The organism is Streptomyces subrutilus (assembly GCF_008704535.1).
In the GTDB taxonomy this organism is placed as follows: domain Bacteria; phylum Actinomycetota; class Actinomycetes; order Streptomycetales; family Streptomycetaceae; genus Streptomyces; species Streptomyces subrutilus.
Genome location: NZ_CP023701.1, coordinates 6,401,707 through 6,421,488 on the forward strand (window position 1 = coordinate 6,401,707; position 19,782 = coordinate 6,421,488).

General features: G+C 74.3%; 20 protein-coding genes and 1 pseudogene. 9 read left to right on the forward strand and 12 right to left on the reverse strand.

What is annotated here, in order from left to right:
* Positions 1 to 73: 73 nt before the first annotated feature.
* Together CP968_RS35410 and CP968_RS28500 are read right to left on the reverse strand one after the other, a co-directional pair.
* Positions 74 to 784, reverse strand: coding sequence for a phosphatase PAP2 family protein (locus CP968_RS35410; protein ID WP_268253294.1), 711 nt, complete (start codon positions 782 to 784; stop codon positions 74 to 76).
* The gene (locus tag CP968_RS28500; protein WP_150520716.1) at positions 781 to 1,740 is read right to left on the reverse strand and encodes an alpha/beta hydrolase; all 960 of its coding nucleotides are present in this window, start codon (positions 1,738 to 1,740) and stop codon (positions 781 to 783) included. Before CP968_RS28500 ends, CP968_RS35410 begins: the two co-directional genes overlap by 4 nt.
* A 297-nt stretch (positions 1,741 to 2,037) precedes the next feature.
* On the opposite strand from CP968_RS28500, the gene CP968_RS28505 reads away from it, so the two are divergent.
* Together CP968_RS28505 and CP968_RS28510 are read left to right on the forward strand one after the other, a co-directional pair.
* Complete coding sequence (locus tag CP968_RS28505) at positions 2,038 to 2,541, forward strand: hypothetical protein (RefSeq protein ID WP_150520717.1); 504 nt, start codon at positions 2,038 to 2,040, stop codon at positions 2,539 to 2,541.
* A 114-nt stretch (positions 2,542 to 2,655) separates the two neighbouring features.
* Entirely contained in the window at positions 2,656 to 3,105 is a 450-nt protein-coding gene (locus CP968_RS28510) for a DUF7144 family membrane protein (protein WP_150520718.1), read from the forward strand.
* A gap of 143 nt (positions 3,106 to 3,248) precedes the next feature.
* On the opposite strand, the gene katG is transcribed toward CP968_RS28510, so the two are convergent.
* Together katG and CP968_RS34235 are read right to left on the reverse strand one after the other, a co-directional pair.
* Positions 3,249 to 5,483 (reverse strand): catalase/peroxidase HPI, encoded by a 2,235-nt coding sequence (gene katG / locus CP968_RS28515; RefSeq protein WP_150520719.1) that lies wholly within the window; start codon positions 5,481 to 5,483, stop codon positions 3,249 to 3,251.
* Positions 5,476 to 5,649 (reverse strand): hypothetical protein, encoded by a 174-nt coding sequence (locus CP968_RS34235; protein ID WP_167536861.1) that lies wholly within the window; start codon positions 5,647 to 5,649, stop codon positions 5,476 to 5,478. The genes katG and CP968_RS34235 overlap by 8 nt, the downstream gene beginning before the upstream one ends.
* A gap of 215 nt (positions 5,650 to 5,864) precedes the next feature.
* Here CP968_RS34235 and CP968_RS28520 point away from each other — a divergent pair, with 215 nt between their 5' ends.
* Positions 5,865 to 6,275 carry a Fur family transcriptional regulator gene (locus CP968_RS28520; protein ID WP_150520720.1) on the forward strand — a complete coding sequence of 137 codons (411 nt, stop codon included), beginning with the start codon at positions 5,865 to 5,867 and terminating at the stop codon, positions 6,273 to 6,275.
* Here CP968_RS28520 and CP968_RS28525 read toward each other — a convergent pair.
* Entirely contained in the window at positions 6,241 to 7,086 is an 846-nt protein-coding gene (locus CP968_RS28525; RefSeq protein ID WP_150520721.1) for an AraC family transcriptional regulator, read from the reverse strand. The two genes, CP968_RS28520 and CP968_RS28525, sit on opposite strands and share 35 nt — an antisense overlap.
* Before the next feature lie 49 nt (positions 7,087 to 7,135).
* Between CP968_RS28525 and CP968_RS28530 the strand changes: the two genes are divergently transcribed.
* Positions 7,136 to 7,627 carry a DUF2000 domain-containing protein gene (locus CP968_RS28530; protein ID WP_229886682.1) on the forward strand — a complete coding sequence of 164 codons (492 nt, stop codon included), beginning with the start codon at positions 7,136 to 7,138 and terminating at the stop codon, positions 7,625 to 7,627.
* Between the two features lie 21 nt (positions 7,628 to 7,648).
* Here the strand turns inward: CP968_RS28530 and CP968_RS28535 are convergent, their stop codons facing one another.
* The 4 genes from CP968_RS28535 to CP968_RS28550 all read right to left on the reverse strand — a co-directional run bounded on the left by CP968_RS28535 (position 7,649) and on the right by CP968_RS28550 (position 10,039).
* Entirely contained in the window at positions 7,649 to 8,233 is a 585-nt protein-coding gene (locus CP968_RS28535; RefSeq protein ID WP_150520723.1) for an Asp23/Gls24 family envelope stress response protein, read from the reverse strand.
* Entirely contained in the window at positions 8,217 to 9,281 is a 1,065-nt protein-coding gene (locus CP968_RS28540; protein WP_150520724.1) for a DUF6286 domain-containing protein, read from the reverse strand. The genes CP968_RS28535 and CP968_RS28540 overlap by 17 nt, the downstream gene beginning before the upstream one ends.
* Positions 9,278 to 9,463 (reverse strand): hypothetical protein, encoded by a 186-nt coding sequence (locus tag CP968_RS28545; RefSeq protein ID WP_150520725.1) that lies wholly within the window; start codon positions 9,461 to 9,463, stop codon positions 9,278 to 9,280. The genes CP968_RS28540 and CP968_RS28545 overlap by 4 nt, the downstream gene beginning before the upstream one ends.
* A gap of 63 nt (positions 9,464 to 9,526) precedes the next feature.
* Positions 9,527 to 10,039 (reverse strand): Asp23/Gls24 family envelope stress response protein, encoded by a 513-nt coding sequence (locus CP968_RS28550; RefSeq protein WP_150520726.1) that lies wholly within the window; start codon positions 10,037 to 10,039, stop codon positions 9,527 to 9,529.
* Positions 10,040 to 10,285: 246 nt separating this feature from the next.
* Here CP968_RS28550 and CP968_RS28555 point away from each other — a divergent pair, with 246 nt between their 5' ends.
* Genes CP968_RS28555 through CP968_RS28565 form a run of 3 tightly spaced genes read left to right on the forward strand, consistent with a single transcriptional unit; the run spans position 10,286 to position 11,825 of the window.
* Positions 10,286 to 10,807, forward strand: coding sequence for an RNA polymerase sigma factor (locus tag CP968_RS28555; RefSeq protein ID WP_373304095.1), 522 nt, complete (start codon positions 10,286 to 10,288; stop codon positions 10,805 to 10,807).
* Positions 10,798 to 11,478 carry an Asp23/Gls24 family envelope stress response protein gene (locus CP968_RS28560; protein WP_229886680.1) on the forward strand — a complete coding sequence of 227 codons (681 nt, stop codon included), beginning with the start codon at positions 10,798 to 10,800 and terminating at the stop codon, positions 11,476 to 11,478. The genes CP968_RS28555 and CP968_RS28560 overlap by 10 nt, the downstream gene beginning before the upstream one ends.
* Positions 11,475 to 11,825, forward strand: a complete 351-nt coding sequence (locus CP968_RS28565) for an Asp23/Gls24 family envelope stress response protein (RefSeq protein WP_150520728.1) — start codon at positions 11,475 to 11,477, stop codon at positions 11,823 to 11,825. The genes CP968_RS28560 and CP968_RS28565 overlap by 4 nt, the downstream gene beginning before the upstream one ends.
* A 3-nt stretch (positions 11,826 to 11,828) precedes the next feature.
* Here the strand turns inward: CP968_RS28565 and CP968_RS35055 are convergent, their stop codons facing one another.
* Together CP968_RS35055 and CP968_RS35060 are read right to left on the reverse strand one after the other, a co-directional pair.
* Entirely contained in the window at positions 11,829 to 12,065 is a 237-nt protein-coding gene (locus CP968_RS35055) for a hypothetical protein (RefSeq protein ID WP_244330610.1), read from the reverse strand.
* Positions 12,066 to 12,368: 303 nt separating this feature from the next.
* Positions 12,369 to 12,587 (reverse strand): annotated as a pseudogene (locus CP968_RS35060) (helix-turn-helix domain-containing protein); the annotation flags it as partial.
* 160 nt (positions 12,588 to 12,747) lie between these two features.
* On the opposite strand from CP968_RS35060, the gene CP968_RS28575 reads away from it, so the two are divergent.
* Both CP968_RS28575 and CP968_RS28580 read left to right on the forward strand, forming a co-directional pair.
* Positions 12,748 to 13,737, forward strand: coding sequence for a GlxA family transcriptional regulator (locus CP968_RS28575; RefSeq protein WP_150520730.1), 990 nt, complete (start codon positions 12,748 to 12,750; stop codon positions 13,735 to 13,737).
* A 187-nt stretch (positions 13,738 to 13,924) separates the two neighbouring features.
* On the forward strand, positions 13,925 to 14,533 hold the full coding sequence (locus CP968_RS28580; protein ID WP_150520731.1) for an isochorismatase family protein: 609 nt from the start codon (positions 13,925 to 13,927) through the stop codon (positions 14,531 to 14,533).
* Between the two features lie 111 nt (positions 14,534 to 14,644).
* On the opposite strand, the gene CP968_RS28585 is transcribed toward CP968_RS28580, so the two are convergent.
* Positions 14,645 to 19,564, reverse strand: coding sequence for an FG-GAP-like repeat-containing protein (locus tag CP968_RS28585; RefSeq protein ID WP_150520732.1), 4,920 nt, complete (start codon positions 19,562 to 19,564; stop codon positions 14,645 to 14,647).
* Positions 19,565 to 19,782 lie beyond the last annotated feature (218 nt).

Genomic DNA, 19,782 nt, shown 5'->3' on the forward strand with positions numbered 1-19,782 from the left:
CACCGGCGCCGGCACCCGGCCGGGCGGGCCGGCATCCCCCCGGAGGCCGCCCCGCCCGGACTCCCGGCTCCCGTCAGGGGGCCGGCGCGGCCATCGGCCGGGCCTCCTCGCGCGGGCCCGCCCCGGCCACCGGCCGGCGCCGGGCCTCCCGGGCCAGCAGCGGCAGGAACGCCCACCACAGCAGCAGCGCCGTACCCGCCCCGGCCGCCGCGCCCGCCACCGTGTCGCTGAGCCAGTGCGCGTGCAGCCAGGTGCGGCTCCACATCATGGCCAGCGTGAACAGCGCGCCCGCCCACCACCAGAGCCATCGTCGGGCCGCCGGCACGAGCAGCGCCCCCGCCAGCACCACGAGCAGCGCGGCCGTGGCCGCGTGGCCGGACGGGAAGGATCCGTGGTCCACCCGCACCAGCGGGTCCGCCGGGCGCGGCCGGTCCACCAGGTGCTTGAGGCCCCGGACGACGACCAGGCTCGTCCCGAGGTACGCGACCAGCAGGAAGCACACCGACCACCAGCGCCGGCGCACCAGCAGGAAGACCAGCAGGCCGAGCGGGACCACCACCCCCGGCGGCCCGCCGAACCAGTTCATGAAGGCCGCCGCGGCGGCGGGCGGCCCGTCGTGCGGCCCGCCCATCCAGCGGAGCCAGCGCGCGTCGGCCCCCTGGAAGGGCGGGTTCGCGGGGTCCGCGTCGACCACGACGGCGAACAGGGCCGTGACGGCGGCCAGCAGCAGCCCCAGCGGCAGGGTCGGGGACGTCCTGCGCGGGGAGAGCGGGTTCCCGGTCACGGAACGCGGACGCCGAGGTGTCCGGCGAGGAACTCCACGCTCTCGCGGACGATCGCCGCGACGTCGGGGGAGCCCAGGAAGATGTGGTCCGCGCCCTCCACCGGCCGCAGCACGCAGGTACCGCCGACGGCCCGCAGGGCCGCGTCGAGCGCCTCGCTCTGGCTGTACGGGACGAGCCCGTCCTCCCGCCCGTGCACCAGCAGGAACGGCGGCGGCACGGCGCCCTCCACCGCGTAGGAGACCGGGCTCGCGGCCCGGGCCAGCGCCGGCCGCTGCCCGTCCGAGCCGCCCAGCAGCGCGTCGTACGGATCGGGCAGCTCGAACCCCGGCGGCATCGGCGGCATCGGGGGCATCGGGTGTCCGCGCAGTGCCACCAGGTCGGAGACGCCGTACCAGTCGACGACGGCCAGGACGGAGCTGTCGCCCTCCCCGACGCCCTCGACCCCCTCCAGCGCGGCGCCGCCGGGCCCGTCCGGGCGGACCAGGCCGGCCAGCGCGGCCAGGTGGCCGCCCGCCGACTCGCCCCACACGGCGATGCGGTCCGGATCGATGCCGAACTCTCCGGCGAACCGGCGGACGTAGCGGATGGCGGCCTTCACGTCGTGCAGCTGAGCCGGGAAGGGGGCTTCGAGGCTGTGCCGGTAGTCGATCGAGACCAGCGCGAGCCCGGCTCCCAGGACGGTCCCGTGCAGCAGCTCGGCGGGCACGGTCGGCGGCGGGTAGCGCCGGTCGCCCTCCAGCCAGCCGCCGCCGTGGATCCACACGACGGCCGGAACCGGCCGCGCGGCGGCGGGCACGCGCACGTCCAGCAGCCGGGGCCGGTAACCGGGCCGCGTCGCGTAGGTGAGCGCGTCGAAGCGGCGTACGGAGTCCGCGTCCACCACCGGCGCGTCGGGGCTCCGGAAGGGAGGGGGCGGCCAGCTCAGATCGGGCTCGGCCGGGGGTGATTGCGTCATGGCATCCCTTTCGCGGGGGAACGGGCCGACGGGCGCGGCGCCCGGGGAGAACGCGGCGTCCTCGGCCGGGGCACGCGTCCGGCGCCGTGTGGCGACTCGGTGACGGTGTCGTGGTGACACGTGTAATCACGGACTCTAGCCAGAGAAATCCGGCCACCACAAGGGTCGGGTGCCGGAGCGGCCCGGCGGCGACGGACGCGCCGCCGCACCCTCACCCGGATGCCCGGCCGACTGGGCATCCGGGCCGGTGGGCCCTTGACTGGGTGGGGTTCCGCGAAGACTCACCGGGAGGCGTTGATGACGGGCAACTGGACGCGTGGTCTGGCAGGTCTGCTGCTGTCGGCGGTGGCGGTCGGCACGGCCGGCTGTTCGGACGGCGGCGGCGACGCGTCGAGCGCCGCGTCGAAGGCGGCCTCGGCGGTGAAGTCCGCCGGGGCGGCGGTGTCGTCGGCGGCGTCCGACGCGGCGTCGGCGGCCGAGTCGGCGGCGGCCGTGGCGAAGGACAGGCTCGGCTCGGTCAAGGACGGGGTCGACGCCAAGGGGGACGTGACGCTCGGGGCCCCGACGACCGACGGGGAGGGGTACACCACGGTCCCGGTCGGCGTGCGCAACACCGAGGGCTCGGCGAAGTCCTTCGCGGTGCAGGTCGACTTCGAGGACGAGAGCGGCAACGCGCTCGACACCGTGGTGGTGACGGTCGCCGGGGTGCCGGGGAACGGCACCGGGCAGGGCACCGCGCGCAGCACGCACAAGCTGTCGGGCACCGTGACGGCGCGGACCGGCACGGCCCTGCGCTACTGAGCCCGGGGCGCGGCCCGTCACCCGAACGGACGCGCCCGGATGTCCCGCGGCGGGCACACGCCGGACGCTGGGGGCCTACGGCCGACGCCCGTCGTTCCCGATGAAGGAGTCACTGTGGCCCAGCCCTCGAACCCCACCGCCCCCACCGGAAGGCCCTCCGGCCCCGGACCCTACGACAGCCGTGGCGCCTGGGCGGCCGGCGGCACCGTGTTCGCCGGGGTCCTGCTCCTGGTGAACGGTGTCCTCGGCATCATCAAGGGCATCGCCGGCATCGCGCAGGACGACGTCTACTCGACCCTCGGCCAGTACGTCTTCAAGTTCGACGTGACCGCCTGGGGATGGATCCACCTGATCGTCGGCATCGTGCTCGTCATCGTCGGCGCCGGCATCCTCAAGGGCGCCGCGTGGGCGCGGATGCTCGGTGTGGTCGCCGCCGCGTGCGACCTCGTCCTCAACTTCATGTGGCTGCCGTACACGCCGCTGTGGGCGCTGATCTCGATCGCCATCAACGTGTTCATCATCTGGGCCCTGTGCACGGACCGCACCGGCACCCGGACCGCCTGACCGGCGCGGCGGAAGCGGAACGGACCCGGAACGGAGACGTCCGGGCCGGCCCACGGGGCCGGCCCGGACGTCTCGCGCCGTTCGGGCGCGGATCGGACGGGTCGTGATCGGACCGGGTCCGACCGGGTCCGAACGGGTTCCGGTCAGACGAGGTCGAACCGGTCCAGGTTCATGACCTTGTCCCACGCGGAGACGAAGTCCTTGACGAACTTCTGCTTCGCGTCGTCGCTCGCGTAGACCTCCGCGAGCGCGCGCAGCTCCGAGTTCGAGCCGAAGACGAGGTCGGCCCGCGAGCCGGTCCACCTGACCTCGCCCGTCGCGGCGTCGCGGCCCTCGAAGGCGCTCGCGTCGGCGGACGTCGCCGACCAGGTCGTGCCCAGGTCGAGCAGGTTGACGAAGAAGTCGTTCGTCAGGGTGCCGGGGGCGTCGGTGAGGACACCGACCGACGACTGCTGGTGGTTGGCGCCCAGGACGCGCAGGCCGCCGACGAGGACCGTCAGCTCCGGGGCGCTCAGGTTCAGCAGGTTCGCCCGGTCCAGCAGCAGGTACTCGGCGGGCAGGCGGTTGCCCTTGCCGAGGTAGTTACGGAATCCGTCGGCGGCCGGCTCCAGCGCCGCGAAGGACTCCACGTCGGTCTGCTCCTGCGAGGCGTCGACGCGGCCCGGCGTGAAGGGCACCTCGACGGCGGAGCCGCCGTCCTTGGCGGCCCGCTCGACGGCGGCGGCGCCGGCCAGGACGATCAGGTCGGCGAGGGAGATGCGCTTGCCGCCGCTCTGCGCGGCGTTGAAGGACTCCTGGATGCCGGTCAGGGTCCGCAGGACGGTCGCGAGCCGGTCGGGGTCGTTGACCTCCCACCCGCTCTGCGGCTGGAGGCGGACGCGCGCGCCGTTGGCGCCGCCGCGCTTGTCGCTGCCGCGGAAGGACGAGGCCGAGGCCCACGCGGCCGACACCAGCTCCGACACGGACAGACCGGAGCCGAGGACCTGCTCCTTGAGGGCCGCGACGTCGGCGGCGTCGACGAGCTCGTGGGTCAGCGCGGGCAGCGGGTCCTGCCACAGCAGCACCTCGGACGGGACCTCGGGGCCGAGGTAGCGCACGATCGGGCCCATGTCGCGGTGGGTCAGCTTGAACCAGGCGCGGGCGAAGGCGTCCGCGAAGGCGGAGGGGTCCTGGTGGAAGCGCCGGGAGATCTGCTCGTAGGCCGGGTCGACCCGGAGCGAGAGGTCGGTCGTCAGCATGGTCGGGGCGTGCGTCTTCGACGGGTCGTGGGCGTCGGGCACGGTACCGGCCCCGGCGCCCTCCTTCGGCCGCCACTGGTGGGCGCCGGCGGGGCTCTTGAACAGCTCCCACTCGTAGCCGAACAGGATGTCGAAGAAGCTGTTGTCCCAGGTGATCGGGGTGTTGGTCCAGATGCCTTCGAGGCCGCTGGTGATCGCGTCGCCACCCTTGCCGGTGCCGTACGAGTTCTTCCATCCGAGGCCCTGCTGCTCCAGCGGAGAGGCCTCGGGGTCGTTGCCGACGCTGTCGGCGGGGCCCGCGCCGTGGGTCTTGCCGAAGGTGTGGCCGCCCGCGATCAGCGCGACGGTCTCCTCGTCGTTCATCGCCATCCGGCGGAAGGTCTCACGGATGTCGCGGGCCGCGGCCAGCGGGTCCGGGTTGCCGTTCGGGCCCTCGGGGTTGACGTAGATCAGGCCCATCTGGACGGCGCCGAGGGGGTTCTCCAGCTCGCGGTCGCCGGTGTAGCGCTCGTCGTCGAGCCAGGTGGTCTCGGGGCCCCAGTAGACGTCCTCGTCGGGCTCCCAGACGTCCGCACGGCCGCCGGCGAAGCCGAAGGTCTCGAAGCCCATCTGCTCCAGCGCGACGTTGCCGGTGAGGACCATGAGGTCGGCCCAGGACAGGCTCTGGCCGTACTTCTTCTTGACGGGCCACAGCAGGCGGCGGGCCTTGTCGAGGTTGGCGTTGTCGGGCCAGCTGTTGAGCGGGGCGAAGCGCTGCTGGCCGGCCCCGGCGCCGCCGCGGCCGTCGCTGATCCGGTAGGTGCCGGCGCTGTGCCAGGCCATGCGGATCATGAAGGGGCCGTAGTGGCCGAAGTCCGCGGGCCACCAGTCCTGCGAGGTGGTCAGCACCTCCGCGATGTCGCGCTTCACGGCCGGGAGGTCGAGGGTCTCGAAGGCCGCCGCGTAGTCGAACTCCTCGCCGAGCGGGTTCGCCACGGCGGGGTTCTTCGCGAGGATCTTCAGGTTGAGCCGCTCGGGCCACCACTGGCGGTTCCCACCGCCCTGCGTCGGGTGCGGGGCACGCTCGTGCGCGACGGGGCAGCCACCACCCCCGCCGTCCGTCTTCGCGTCTACGACGATTGCATCATGGTTCTCAGACATGGGAATCCTTCCGGACCAGGCGGATCACGGTGCTCAGGAACTGCATGCGGTGGAACAGCCGGGACACGGGGTCCCGGTCGATGGCTTCGGCCTCGTCGAGCGTCTTCACGCCGAGGTGGTCACCGTCCCGGACGGGTCCGAGCGGCGCCGCGCGTGCGGTCTCCACCTGCGTGCCGACGCCCGTACGGCTCCTCGGCGGTGGCCCGTCACGCTCTGTCTCCTGCCGCTCTGGCGTCTTCCTGCCTCTTGGCTATCTACGAAACCGATCCTACGATGGACCGAATCCAAGTCAAGAAGGACACCAAGCCCATATTGAATCGGATACCGGACGTCCACCGGTAAACTCCGGTCATCCCGCCGGACCTGAAAAGGTGAGCCGACATGAGTGACCTGCTGGAGCGACTGCGTGGACGTGGCTGGCGGATGACCTCCCAGCGGCGCGTCGTCGCGGAGGTCCTCGACGGCGACCACGTGCACCTCACGGCCGACGAGGTGCACGCGCTCGCGGTGCAGCGGCTGCCGGAGATCTCCCGGGCGACCGTCTACAACGCGCTCGGCGAGCTGGTCTCCCTCGGCGAGGTCGCGGAGGTCTCCACCGACGGTCGCGCGAAGCGGTACGACCCCAACGCGCACCACCCGCACGAGCACCTGGTCTGCTCCGGCTGCGGCCTGATCCGCGACGTCCACGTGACCGGCGACCCGTTGGCCCACCTCCCGGAGCGGGAGCGCTTCGGCTTCACCGTGTCCGGGGTCGAGGTCACCTACCGGGGGCTGTGCCCGGACTGCGCGTAGCCGACGGGACCGCGCCCGGGCCACCGCGGGCGAAGCGGCCGGGCGGGGTCCCGACGAGCCGGGTGAAGTGCCGGCTCAGGTGCGACTGGTCGTAGAAGCCCGCCGCGGGCGCCACCTCGCCCGGCGGCTGCCCGCCGAGCAGCAGCCGCCGGGCCCGGTCCACCCTGCGGGCCGTCAGGTACTGGTGCGGGGCGATGCCGAAGGCCCCGCTGAAGGCCCGCACCAGGTGCGCGGGGTGCGCGTGCAGCAGCCGCGCGGCCTCCTCCAGGCCCACTCCCTCGACCAGCCGGGCGTCGAGCAGCTCGCGCAGCTCCTGGGCCACGCCCCGGTCGGGGCGCCGCGGCCGGGCGGGCTGCCGGGGCCGCAGGTGGGAGCGGAGCCGTTCGCCGATCAGGGCCAGCCGGCTCTGCGCCTCCAGCGCGCCGTCCGGCTCCGCGAGCGCGGTGTGCAGCTGCCCGACGCGCCGGCGCAGCAGGGCGTCGACGAGGTCGGGGCCGTCCACCGCCGGGCCGATGAAGCTCTCGTCCAACTGGGTCAGGTCCAGGTACAGCACCCGTTTGCGGAAGCCGAGGGCGGTGGCGGGGGAGCCGTTGTGCGGGACCTGCGGGGGCAGCAGGGACACCGTGTCGTCCGGGGTGCCGCGCCGGTGCCGGTCCAGGTCGTAGCGGACCGCTCCGGAGTCGACGATCAGCAGGGTCCAGGCCTCGTGGACGTGCATCGGGTAGGCGTGCTCGGTGAAGTGGGCGTGGAAGACCTCCACGATGCCCGGTACCTGCGGGCGCCACGCCGAAACCTGCTGCCGGGCCACCATGCAAGGAATGTACAAGACCGAAAGGGCGCCCGGTCGGCAGGCTCGGGGCATGACGACCGACACCGACACCGCACCCGCCGCCGTACCCGCCCTCGCCCCGCACGTCCCCCTCGCACCCGCCCCCGCACCCGTCCGCTTCGACACCAAGATCGCCGTGCTGCTGCGCGAGGACCTGGAGACCTGGCAGCGGCTGAACGTGACCGCGTTCCTGGTCAGCGGCCTCGGCCCCGCGCTGCCCGAGGTGATCGGCGCACCGTACGCCGACGCGGACGGAACCCCCTACCTGCCGATGTTCCGCCAGCCCGTCCTGGTCTTCGAGGGCACGGCGGGGACGCTCGGCGCGGCGCACGGCCGCGCGGTCTCGCGGGCGCTGCCCCTGGCGGTGTTCACCTCGGACCTCTTCGCCACCGGCAACGACCGCGACAACCGGGCGGCCGTGCGCGCCGTGCCCCGGGACGGGCTCGACCTGGTGGGCCTCGCCGTGTACGGGCCGCGCAACGCCGTGGACAAGGTGCTCAAGGGGGCCCGGATGCACCCCTGACCCGGTCCGCCCCGCACCCCGTCACCGCGCCCGCGGCGGGACGCCCCGGCGCACCGTGCACCGCACCTCGGCCCGGACCCTGCGGGGGGCGAGGAAGGCGCGGGCCCCGGCCACGGCGGTGTCCGCGACGCGCGCCGCGACCTCGGCCGGGCGGGCGGTGTCGGCCAGGTCCAGCGCGATCCGCAGGACCGGCTCGGCCGGCCGCCCGGTGATCCGTACGCTGGCCCGCTCCACGCCGGGGACGGCGTCCAGCCCGTCCTCCACGGCCTCCCGCAGAGCCCCCGTCGACAGCTCGGCCCCCGGACGCTCCAGCGGGAGCCGGCGGACGCGCCCCCGCCGGGCCTGGAGCAGGAGCAGGGCCGCCGCCAGCAGGGCGACGACCAGCAGGCCCGCGCCCACACCGGGCGTCCACGCCTCCAGGCGCCGCCAGTCGGCCAGCGCCGCCGGGTCCACCGGACGCGACCCGTCCGCGAAGCGGGGCACCCGGTCCGGGAGGACGCTGGAGAGCGCCGGGTCCGCGGCCAGCACGCCGGCGCCCCCGGCGAGCAGCAGTACGCCCGCCCCGGCCAGCACGATGCGGTTGACGGCGTTACGCGCTCGCGGCACGGTCGGACTCCTCCGGCTCGGTGGGGCGGACGGGCCCGGCGGGGGCTCCGGGCGGGGCCGGTGACGGGTGCGGGAGCGGGGCCGCGGGCCCGGCGGACCGGGGCGCGGGGAGCGGCGGCCGCCGTCCGGCCGCGGTCCGCAGCCGCACGCGCACCCGCGGCGCCCGGTCGAGCCCCAGCCCGGCCAGGGCCCCGGCGACGGCCCGCGCCACGGCCCGTTCGGCGGCGGGGCCTTCGCCGAAGGCGAGCCTGGCCCGTACGGACACCCGGCCGCGGCCCGTACGGACCCGCGCGTCCACCACCCCCGGCACCTCCGCGACCGCCGCCCGCACCAGCCGGGAGGCCCCCGACCGGGTGAGCAGGACCCGTACGTCCGCGTGCGGCGAGGCCGTCGCGAGCAGCCCCCGGCGGCCCGGTGTGAGCGCGGCGAGCAGCAGCAGCGCCCCGGCGGCGACGGCCAGCGCGGCCGCCGCCCGGAGCGGGGCGGAGCCCGTGCCCACCCCGTGCGCGGCGGTCAGCCAGTCGGCGGCCCGCACCCGCCAGGGCGCCGGCGGCCGGTGGATCAGGTGCACGGCCGCGAGGTCCCGCAGCGCCGCCGCGGCGGCCACGAGCACCACGGCCGCGCCCACCGCCACCGGCGCCCGCCGCTGCGACCACGGCCGGGCGCCCGTCCGCCGGGCCGTCCTCGCCGTCTTCTCCGGCGCCGCGTGACCGCCGTCGGGCGCCGGCCGCGGCTGCGGTCCGGACGGCTCCGGCGACAGCAGCCCGCCGACCCGGAGCCGCGGTCGCGACACCGCGAGGCCCGTCAACCGCCCGGTGCGCTCGGCCACGTGGTCCTGGAGGGCGGCGCCCCGGGCGTCGGCGGCGCCCTCGTACGGCAGCGTCACCACGACCGCCACGGCGGCCCGCCCCTCGCGGACGGACGCGGAGCCCGAGACGACCGCGCCGCCACCGGTCGCCGCGAGGGCCTCGCGGGCCGCCTGTTCGGCGATCCGGCGCACGGCGCGGTCGGCCACCGTGGTGGCGCCGCGCCGCGCGGCGGCGGTCACCGGCCCCGCCGCTCACGCGGCGTCAGGAAGTCCCGCACGTCGCCGCCCCGGTCGAGGTGGTGACCCGCGAAGAACCCCAGGGCTCCGAGGGCCGCCACGAGCAGGAAGGCTCCGAAACCGCCGAACCAGCCGGCGAAGGCCAGGGCCATGCCCACGAACAGGCCCAGTACGTCTCTGCTCACCACTCCACCTCACACGTCACGCACGACACGACAGCGGGACCGGTTCCGCGCCGGCACCCGGGCTCACTCGACGCGGACGTCGACCGCGGTGGCGGTGTCCTCGTCCTCGGGCAGGTGGATGTCGTTGACGGTCACGTTGACCTCGACGACCTCCAGGCCGGTGATGCGCTCCACGGCCGCGATCACGTTCTCCCGTACGTCGTGCGCCACTTCGGTGATCGCGACGCCGTACTCCACCACCAGGTCCAGGTCGATGGCCGTCTGGCGCTCGCCCACCTCGACCTTGACGCCCCGCCCGACGTTGGGCCGGCCGCCCGGGACGCGGTCGCGGACCGCACCGAGGGTGCGGGACAGGCCGCCGCCCATGTCGTGCACGCCGGGGATCTCCCGCGCCGCCATGCCGGCGATCTTCACGACCACCACGTCGGCGATCGAGGTCCGGCCGCGGGTGGCGGCCGGCTCGGCGGTGCCGGGCACCCCGTCGCTCAGCGTGGTGGACGCGGGGGCGGGCTTGCGGGGGCCGGTGGTCCGCGCGGTCTCCGGGGCGGTGGGCTGTGCGGTCGTCTGGACGGTCATCGTCGCTCCTCCAGGGATTCGGGGCCGAACGTGTCTTCCGTACGTCCGACACGTTGGGGAGGCAGTTCGTTACGCACCATCCGCGGATTTCGCGGGCAGGAGGGAAAGTCGTGGCGACCGCGTCACAGAAGTGCGTGCCGCGTGTCCAAGCGGAGACGAGAAGGCGAGAGGAGCCGACACGTGCCGGCTGAACCGGACCCAGGCGAGGCGGACGGCCCCGGGGCCGTCCCGGTCGAGGACAGGCTCCTGACCGTACGGGCCGCGGAGGGCGACGAGGAGGCGTTCGAGGCGCTGGTGCACCGGTACGGGCCGCGCCTGCTGCGGCTCGCGACCCGGCTGCTGGGCAACGGCGGGGAGGCGGAGGACGCGGTGCAGGACGCGTTCGTCAGTGCCTGGCGCAAGCTGCCCGAGTTCCGGGGCGAGGCGGGCTTCGGCACCTGGATCCACCGGATCGTCACCAACCGCTGCCTGAACGTGCTGCGCGCCCGTACCTCGGTGGCCGACCTGGACACCGTGCCCGAACCGGCCGCCCCCGACCACGCCGTCTCGCCCGCTCGCGCCGCCGAGTCCCACGCGACGGCTGAGGCCCTGGCCGCGGCGATGGCCGGCCTCTCCTCGGAGCAGCGGGTCTGCTGGGTGCTGCGGGAGGTCGAGGGGGTCCCGTACGAGACCATCGCGGACCTGGTCGGCATCAGCCAGGAGGCGGTACGTGCCAGGGTGTTCCGCGCACGACGCTGTCTGACGGAGGCGATGGCCGCATGGCGATGAGCGTGAACCCGGATCGGGACCGGGACCCGGACGAACCCACCGGCGAACCCGGGGGCGAACGCGCGGGCGGCCTCGCGGACGCCTCACCCGGCGCCTTCCCGGACGACGAGCTGCTGCCCTGCGGCCGGGACCTCGCCGCCCTCTGGGAGGAGCCGCTGTCGGGCGCCGACCGCGCGCACACCTCCGTGTGCCCGCACTGCACGGCCGCCCTCGACGACCTGGCCCGGCTGCGCGACGCCGTACGCCCGGACCCGCGCCCCGGGGACGGGGACGGCGGGGCGGGCACGGACGCCGCCGCACTGGTCGAACGGATCATGGGCGTCGTACGGCTCGAACTGCGCCCGGGCCGCACGCTGCCGCTGGGCGAACCGGACGAGGACGGCTGGATCTACGAGGCGGTCGCCGCCAAGGTCCTGCGCTCCGCGGCCGACTCGGTGCCCGGAGTGCGCTCGGGCAGTTGTCGCATCCGGCCGGAACCGGGCGGGCGGGGACCGGTCCACGTGCACATCGAGGTGACCGTCGGGGCCGCGCGCGCCCTGCGGGAACGCGCGCAGCGGGTGCGTCGGCGGGTCCGCGACGCGGCCGACGCCGAGCTGGGCATGGAGGTCGCCTCGGTGGACGTGGCCGTCACCGACCTGCACGAGGAGCCGGAACAGGAGGACGGGGCATGACTGCGGACCAGGTGGCCCCCGAGGGTCCGGTGACCGCCGGATCGATCGCGGACGCGGTACGGGCGGTGCCCGGCGTGGCGTTCCTGCGCCCGGGGCTGAGCGCGCTGCTGCGGGCGTCCGCCCGGACCGCGCCCGCGCGCACCGACCGCACCGCGCCCGGGGTGCGCCTCGGGCACGGCGCGGCGGGCCGGGTGGTGTCGGCGGAGGTGGAGGTGGTCCTCCACCGGGGCCACCGGGCCGTGGACGTCACCCGAGCCGTCCGGGCGGCCGTGCGCGGAGCCGCGCGGCCGGGGGACACGGGCACGACGGCGATGCCCGTGACCGTGACGGTCACGGGCATCGTCTGACCCTCAGCCCGCCAGGACCGAGGGGAAGGCCTGCGCCAGGACGAGGATCAGCAGCCAGGCGGAGAGCGCCGTGGCCGTCAGGGCCAGGTCGCGGTCACGGACGCGGTCGGCGGCGGGCCGGGACCCGGCCGCGCCGCCGGCCGGGACCCGGGCGGGCGCAGCCGCGGCCGCCGGACGCGACCGCGCCCCCGGCACGGAGCCGGGGTGCGGTGCGCCCCGGCCGGCCGGCCGCTCGCGCACGGCCGCCGATGCCGATGCCGACGCCTTCGCCGGGTGCGGCGACCGCACCAGCCCCGGAGCCGGCCCTCCGACGGGCCCGGCCGGGGCGGGTCCGGCCGGGGCGGGTCCGGCGCTCGGTACGGCCCCGACCGGTGCGACGGCCTGCACGCGGGCCGCGGTGTCCGAGGGGCGGCCGGCCGGGGCGGGGGGCGCGGTGGCGGCCGGCGCGGCCGGTCGGGCCCCGGGGCGGGTCTGCGGGCCGGGCGCCGATGGACGGTGGCGAGGGGGCCGGGGCTCCTGGGCCAGGCCCCGGAGGAAGCGCGCGTAGGCCTCGCGCCGTTCGCCGGTGGGCGAGGTGAGACCGGACTCCCACGAGCGGACCGTCGCCGCGGTCACGCCGAAGGCCGAGGCGACCTGGCGGGGGGTGAGCTTCCACGCCTCGCGGAGCCTGCGGCGCTCGGCGGGCTCGGGGAGCTCGGGGAGCTCCCGGGCACGTCGGGACGGGGTGGACCTGGGGGCCGTTTCTACCGATGTCATGCCCATAGGACAAACGGAGCGGTCCGTTGTGACGGATCGGATCGAACGATCACCCGATCTCCGTAACGCGCCCGTCCCCGGTCACGGCGCCCGCCCCGCCGAGCATGTCCGGATGTGACAGAACGCCGTCATTGCGGCCATCGCGCCGGACGGCGAGGATGGGTCCATGCCCACCACCACCCGCCGCGTCGTCATCGCGGTCTTCCCCGACGTCGACCTCCTCGACGTCACCGGCCCGGCCGAGGTCTTCGCGCTGGCCAACCGGGAGACCGGCGGCCGGGCGGGCTACCAGGTCCGGCTGGCCGGGCCGTCGCGGGGCGAGGTCACCACCTCGGCGGGCGTGCGGATCCTCGCCGACCTCGCGTTCGCCGAGGTCACCGGGGTACTGGACACGCTGCTCGTGCCCGGGGCCGTGGACCTCCACCCGGACGGCCCGGTCGCCCGCATCGACCCCGGGGTCGTGGAGTGGGTGAGGGCGGCCGCACCGCAGGCCCGCAGGGTGGCCTCGGTCTGCGTGGGGGCCCACGTGCTCGCCGCGGCCGGGCTGCTCGACGGGAGGACCGCCACCACGCACTGGTCCACAGCCGCCCAACTGGCCGCCGAGCACCCCTCGGTGACCGTGGATCCGGACCCGATCTTCATCCGCTCGGGGCGGGTGTGGACCGGGGCCGGGATCAGCGCCTGCATGGACCTCACGCTGGCGCTGGTGGCCGAGGACCTGGGCGAGGAGGTCGCCCTGGCGGTCGCCCGGCAGCTCGTGATGTACCTGAAGCGGCAGGGCGGCCAGAGCCAGTTCTCCGTCCCGCTGAGCAGGCCGGCCGCCTCCCGGCGGGACATCGACGAACTGCGGATGTACGTCGCCGAGCACCTGGACGCCGACCTGTCGGCGGCCGCACTGGCCGCCCGGATGTGCCTGAGCGAGCGGCACTTCGCCCGGGTCTTCCGCCAGGAGACCGGCACCAGCCCGGCCTCCTACGTCGAGGCCGCCCGCGTCGAGGCGGCCCGCAGGCTGCTGGAGAGCACCGACCAGCCCCTCGACCGGGTCGCCGAAGGCTGCGGGTTCGGCTCCGTCGAGACCCTGCACCGCGCGCTGCGCAAGCAGCTCGGCACCACCCCCGCGGCCTACCGCCGCCGGTTCCGCACCACCACCGCCTGAGCCCGCGGCCCGAGCCGCGCACCACCGGGGCGCCCCGGACCGTTCGCCTGACCGCGCGGCCCGCCGGTCCCGCACGCCCGCCGACCGGCTCCGCCCTGCTCCGGACCCCCGCGCCCGGCGGCACCGGGCTCACGGCCCTCCGTGCCCAACCACCCCGTACCCGCACCACCGTTGAAAGGACACACCCATGACCACGACCGCTTCCACCACCCTGCGCGACGTGATCGGCCTCGACGGCCGGCTGCCCCGGCTCGCCGACACCACCCTGATCATGATCGATTTCCAGAACACCTACCGCTCCGGCGTCATGGCCCTGGAGGGCGCCGACGAGGCCCTCGCGGCGGGCGCCCGGCTGCTGGCCGCGGCCCGTGCCGCCGGCACCCCGGTGGTCCACGTCGTCAACGACGGCGGCGCGGGGACCCCGTACGACATCCGCGCGGAGATCGGCGCCGTCTGCGACGCGGTCGCCCCCGTCGACGGAGAGCCCGTCGTCGTCAAGGGCTTCCCCAACGCCTTCCACGAGACCGACCTGGAGAAGAGCCTGCGCGGGCTGGACGCCGGCCCGGACCTGGTGCTGGCCGGGTTCATGACCCACATGTGCGTCACCTTCACCGCCCAGGGCGCCTTCAACCTCGGCTACCGGCCCACCGTCGTCGCCGAGGCCACCGCGACCCGCCCGCTGGCCGCGCCGGACGGCGCCGTGCTGTCCGCGGCCACGCTCCAGGCCGCGGCCCTGACCACCATCGGCGACCTGTTCGGCACCGTCGCGCTCACCGTCGACGACCTGACCGCCTGACCGCCTGACCGCCTGCCCGACCTCCCCGGACGCGCCCGGCCCGTCAACCGGGAACGCCGGCCTCCCCGACCAGGACTGGTCGGGGAGGCCGGCGTCGGACGCGGTCGCGGACTACCAGGTGCCGGGCAGGGTCTGCCAGCTCTTGTAGCCGTTCTCGAAGCCGCCGTCCGTGCGGCCCTTGAAGGTGTACGCGGCCGTGGAGCCGATCGCGTAGTTGTACATGACGGCGACGTCCTCGCGGCCGTCCCCGTCCGCGTCGCCCGACACGGGCTGGCCCGTGCTGCCGAGGTACCAGTTGCCCTCCGGGGTCTGCCAGCTCAGGGTCTCGGCACCGAGGGTGCCGTTGGCCTGGCCCAGCAGGGTGTACAGGCCCGCACTGCCCTCGGTGAAGTCGTACATCAGGGCCACGTCCTCGCGGCCGTCCCCGTTGTAGTCACCCACCGTGATCTTGGTGCGGGCGTAGTCCCAGACGGTCGAGGGCTGCGCCCAGACCTTGACCGGGGCCGCGAAGCCGCCGTTCGCCTGTGCGAGGCCGGTGAAGACCGCCGCGCCGTACGTCGAGTACCCGTACATGGCCACCAGGTCGTCGCGGCCGTCGCCGTTGACGTCGCCGGCCCGGAAGGTGGCGTACGCGATCCACCACTTGCCGGTGCCCGTGCGCCAGCTCGCGAGCGGCGCGTTGAAGGTGCCGTCGCCCTTCGAGACGAAGGTGAAGGCGCCGGTGTCGCCGTTGCCGTAGTCGTGGATCATGCCGACGTCAGCGCGCCGGTCTCCGTTGAAGTCGCCCGCGACGAGCCGGGTCTGGTCCCAGTTGAAGGTGCCCTTGGCGACGGTGACGCCCTTGAGCGGAGTGAAGGTGCCGGTGGCGTTGGAGGTGAAGCTCCACACCGAGACGCTGCCGTCGGCGTACCCGTACAGCGCGGCGATGTCGTCGCGGCCGTCGTTGTCGAAGTCGCCGGCCACCCAGCGCGAGCGGGCGTACGAGAAGCCGCCGGCCGCGCTGGTCCAGCGCACGGTGGGAGCGTCGAACCCGCCGCCCGGCAGGCCGTTGAGGACGTACAGGGCCGTGGTGTTGTCCCCGTAGTCGTAGACGGTGGCCAGGTCGTCGCGGCCGTCGCCGTTGAAGTCGCCCGACAGGTCGGTGCGCAGGTGCGCGGTGCGGTCGTTCGGCAGGTGCTCGACGGTGGAGCCGGTCGTGGAGTTGTGCCGGACGTATCCCTTCTGGAAGTCCTCTCGTGGGCCGCCCGCCACGGGGTACTCGTCCGAGGTCGGGTAGCCCAGGGTGCTCTTCTCGGCGCCGAGGGCGATCCACTTGGCGCGGATGCTGCCGCGCACCGACCAGGTGCCGGAGGCGGAGGTCCAGTAGACGGAGGCGCCGTCGCCGCTCGCCCCGCGGACGCGGAAGTGGTTGTAGCGGCCGACGTTGTCGGGGGTGTTGGTCTCGTCGGTGGTCGGGTAGCCCAGGCCGCTCGGACCGCCGAGCGCGAGGTACTTGGCGTAGACGGCGCCGTGGATCGACCAGGAGCTGTACTCCGGCGTCCAGTAGACCGCGCCCTTGCCGCCGGCGGCCGAGTAGAAGGTGTTGGAGCGGCCGGTGCCGTCGAAGGCGACCGCCTCGTCCGAGGTCGGGTAGCCGAGGATGCCCTTCTCGGCGCCCATCGCGATCCACTTGCTGCGGATCGAGCCCCAGACCAGCCAGGCACCGGTGCTCGGGTGCCAGTAGATGGAGCCGGCGTCGGTCGTCTGGCCGGGTGCGCGCAGGTGCACGAAGCGGCCGAGGCCGTCGCTGGTGACCTGGACGTCGGTGCTGGGGTAGTTCGACGCGGTGCCGCCCTTGGCCAGGTACTTGGCCAGGATGGAACCGCACAGGCTGTGCGTGCCGCTGGTGGGCGAGGTGAAGGTCTGGCACTCCGACCACGGGGTGCCGCCCAGGACCAGCTGGCGTCCGGCGTTGAAGACCGAGCCGCCGGACGCGGGGCGTCCCGGGTACTCGGTGATCTGTCCGTTGGCGTCGCGCGCCCACATGTCGGCGTAGCCGTCGGCTTCGAAGTCGCCGTTGCTCGACAGGTTCGGGACGTCGGTGCCCTTGAAGCCGGTGGCGATGGCCGAGGTGCGGGCGGCGGCCTCGCCGAAGACCGTCAGGTCCGCGGAGGTCGCGGAGCCGGCCGCGGTGGCCGCGCGGCTCGTGTACTGGTGGATCTTGCCGGTGACGGTGTCGCGGGCCCAGATCTCGGGCAGTCTGTCGGCGTTGAGGTCGCCCGGCGCCATCAGCGACATGTTCTTCCAGTCGGCGTTGCCGAGCAGGATGGGAGCGCCGAAGGCGTCGAGGTAGCCGACGCTCGAACCGAGGTAGAGCCACAGCTCGTCGCCGGACTTCACCAGCAGGTCGGGCTGGTCGGCCTCGTCGACGGCGCCGTTGCCGTCGTCGTCGTTGAAGCTCGCGACGGACAGGACCTGGTCGGCCTGGGCCCAGTGGTCGTCCTCGGGCGCGGTCACGGCGAGCTCGACGCGGTTGGCGTCGATGGGCTGGAGGCCGCCGTCGCCCTGGCCCGGGTAGACGTACAGGTTCTTGCGGGAGTTGTCCGGACTGGGCCGCAGGACCAGGAGGTCCTCGTAGTAGTCCTCGGTCCAGCTGCCGCGGTGGGTGAGCGAGGCCGCGTCGGCGAAGGAGCCGGCGTCGAGCTGGCGGGAGATGTCGAACTGGCCGTCACCGCGGCCCGGGTGCATCCACAGCAGGCCCGAGCCCGGGTCCACGCTCCAGATGTCCACGGTGCCGTCGCCGTTCAGGTCGCCCGGCCTGTCGCGCTCGGCCTTGCGCTTGGCGTAGTACAGGTACTCCTTGAGGTCGGAGCGGTTGCCCGACGCGTCCAGGCTGCGGACCAGCAGGCGCTGCGGGCCGGCGGTGGCCGGCTTGTGCCGGACGTCCACCGAGGCGCCGGGTTTGGCCGCCTTCACCTTGTTGACCTTCGGGTCGGTGTCGGTCCACCACTCGTAGTCGGTGACGTCTCCCACTCCGTTGGCGCCGAGGGTGAACGTCCCCTCGGTGCGGGCGAAGCCGGTGTTGTCGGGGTCGTTCTCGGGGAACTGGGCCGAGGTGACGGCCGGGGTCCGGTTGGGCCGGGTCCGGTCGATGGAGAACAGGCACTGGCCGGCCCACTCGCTGTACGCCCGGTTGTCGTGGATGCGTACGTCCCACCGGTAGGTGGCGCTGCCCAGCGGGGTCGCGGGGATGCGGAGCTGGGCGATGTTGCCGTTCGTGACCGGGACGTTCACCTTGGTCGGGGTGGAGGTGCCGTCCTTCCAGTAGTGGAACTCGGCGGTGAGGCTGTTGTCCTCGGCGTCCTTGGCCCGGGCGCGCAGCACGACCTCGTCCGTGGTGCCGATGGTGCCGCCGGTGCAGGGCACGGAGGGGTCGGTGGACCGCTCGGCGGGCTTCTGGGGCTTGGTGTTGAAGGTGATCGAGATCCGCGCGCTGTCCGGGTCGAGCTTGCGCCAGGAGACGTCGACGGTGTCCTTCGCGGCCTTGAGGCCGAAGGTCCAGTTCGACCAGTGGCGCTGGGCGGCCTCCTCGACGGCCGACTTCACGTTCAGCTCGACCAGGTCGCCGTCGCCGGGACAGTTGCGGCCGCCGTAGGACTGGCCGGTCGCATCGATCATGTCGATCCACGACGGCTGGTTGTTCCAGGTGGTCGCCTTGGAGATGGTGCCCGTGTCCCAGACCTGGATGTCACCGGACTTGCAGCTCCACGAACCCGCCGACTTCTGCTTGATGCGCAGGGTCGAGTCGATGATCTGCTTGTCCCAGTACTTGCCCATGTCGACCTGGAAGAAGGTCTTCGCGCAGATCACCGCGTTGCCGTTGGCCGCGTCCTTGGCGCAGCCGACGCGGGCGTCCTTGCTGAGCGTGCCGCCGTTCCAGTAGTTGGTGTTCGGCGACGAGGGGAAGGCGTTGTGCTTGTACGCGACCGTCCAGGCCGTCTTCCACGCGTCCCAGGTCGGGTCGATCACCACGGGGTACGTGGTCCCGGGAGCCTTCAGCAGCTCCTGGTCCGGGGTGAGCGTGAGCTTGTCGCCGGCGAGCGCGACCCCGAGGTCGGCCTGCCTGGCGCCGGTGGTGATGCCCTCGACGGGGGCGGCGGGAGCCTCGGCCGCCGGCGCGTCCTGGGCGCCGCGGGCGCCCTGCGCACCCTGGACGGCGCTCCGGGCGAGGCCCTCGCCGGCCGGGTCCGGGACGGAGCCGGTCCGCGGCGCGTCCGGGGCGCGCTCGCCGGAGGCGTCCCACATCTGCGGCTTGACCGAACCGAAGACGGTCTGCCCGGAGGGGTCGACGGCGTGCAGCTGGCCCGTGTCCTCGGCGCGGACGGTCAGGCCCGTGCCCTTGAGGCCGAAGTCCAGCTGGGCGAGTGCCGGGTTGGCGGCGGCCTCGCGGGTCTTGACGACCAGGGCGTGCGAGAAGCTGTCGGCCGTCGCGGTCACCCGCAGGTCCACGCCGGGCAGGACCTCGGGGTAGACCGCGCTGTTGCCCTCGACGGCGGGGCGGGGCAGCGGCTTCGGCCAGGAGAGGCTGATGTCGCGGCCGTTCTCCGACATGACGGCCAGCGGCCCGTCACCACCGCCCGAGAAGGTCAGTCCGATGCGGGTGGCGCGGGGCGCCAAACGCCCGTCCGCGCCCTTCTGGAGCGACGCGTCGACGGGAACGAGCTTTCCGCCCTGCCGGACCCTGACGGGAACCAGCGAGCGATTGGCGGTCAGTGTCCCGTCCGGGTTGGCCCATATCTCGTCGGTTTCGGTACGACGGCCCACGACCTCGACCGGCTTGCCGGTCTTCTTGGCCTCGGCCGTGGCGCGGTCCGACTCGTCGAGGGGCGCCGGCGGCGTCTGGTTCGAGGGGTTCGCGGCCTGTCCGGCGGCGAATGCGGCAGGGGCGGTGCCCACCAGACCTGCCGTCAGGGCAAGGGTGGTGACCAGCACCGATGCCCGCACGGTGCGGGATCTGCCGGTGGCGCGCAGTCGCGCCAGGGGTGGTCTCACTGAGGTTCCTCGGAGTAGTGGCGTAAAGGGCTGGGGCGAGCTTCTCATGCGTTGCGGGAAGGAAATCAGCGAGTGGAATTGAAAGCTCCGCTTTTCCTGTTCTTCTGTCCCTCTTTGCGGCAAGTTGACCTGGAAATTCGATGCCGGAGGTGCGGGGTAAAACATCGAGAACGTCTGGCAACTGTTAGGTTTTTGCCGCAACTTGAATCAGTGTGTAT

Bases quoted from the DNA above. Each gene is read 5' to 3' on its own strand.
- CP968_RS28500 (WP_150520716.1), bottom strand. From the start codon at position 1,740: ATGACGCAATCACCCCCGGCCGAGCCCGATCTGAGCTGGCCGCCCCCT.
- CP968_RS28505 (WP_150520717.1), top strand. From the start codon at position 2,038: ATGACGGGCAACTGGACGCGTGGTCTGGCAGGTCTGCTGCTGTCGGCG.
- katG (WP_150520719.1), bottom strand. From the start codon at position 5,483: ATGTCTGAGAACCATGATGCAATCGTCGTAGACGCGAAGACGGACGGC.
- CP968_RS28520 (WP_150520720.1), top strand. From the start codon at position 5,865: ATGAGTGACCTGCTGGAGCGACTGCGTGGACGTGGCTGGCGGATGACC.
- CP968_RS28525 (WP_150520721.1), bottom strand. From the start codon at position 7,086: ATGGTGGCCCGGCAGCAGGTTTCGGCGTGGCGCCCGCAGGTACCGGGC.
- CP968_RS28530 (WP_229886682.1), top strand. From the start codon at position 7,136: ATGACGACCGACACCGACACCGCACCCGCCGCCGTACCCGCCCTCGCC.
- CP968_RS28550 (WP_150520726.1), bottom strand. From the start codon at position 10,039: ATGACCGTCCAGACGACCGCACAGCCCACCGCCCCGGAGACCGCGCGG.
- CP968_RS28560 (WP_229886680.1), top strand. From the start codon at position 10,798: ATGGCGATGAGCGTGAACCCGGATCGGGACCGGGACCCGGACGAACCC.
- CP968_RS28565 (WP_150520728.1), top strand. From the start codon at position 11,475: ATGACTGCGGACCAGGTGGCCCCCGAGGGTCCGGTGACCGCCGGATCG.
- CP968_RS28575 (WP_150520730.1), top strand. From the start codon at position 12,748: ATGCCCACCACCACCCGCCGCGTCGTCATCGCGGTCTTCCCCGACGTC.
- CP968_RS28580 (WP_150520731.1), top strand. From the start codon at position 13,925: ATGACCACGACCGCTTCCACCACCCTGCGCGACGTGATCGGCCTCGAC.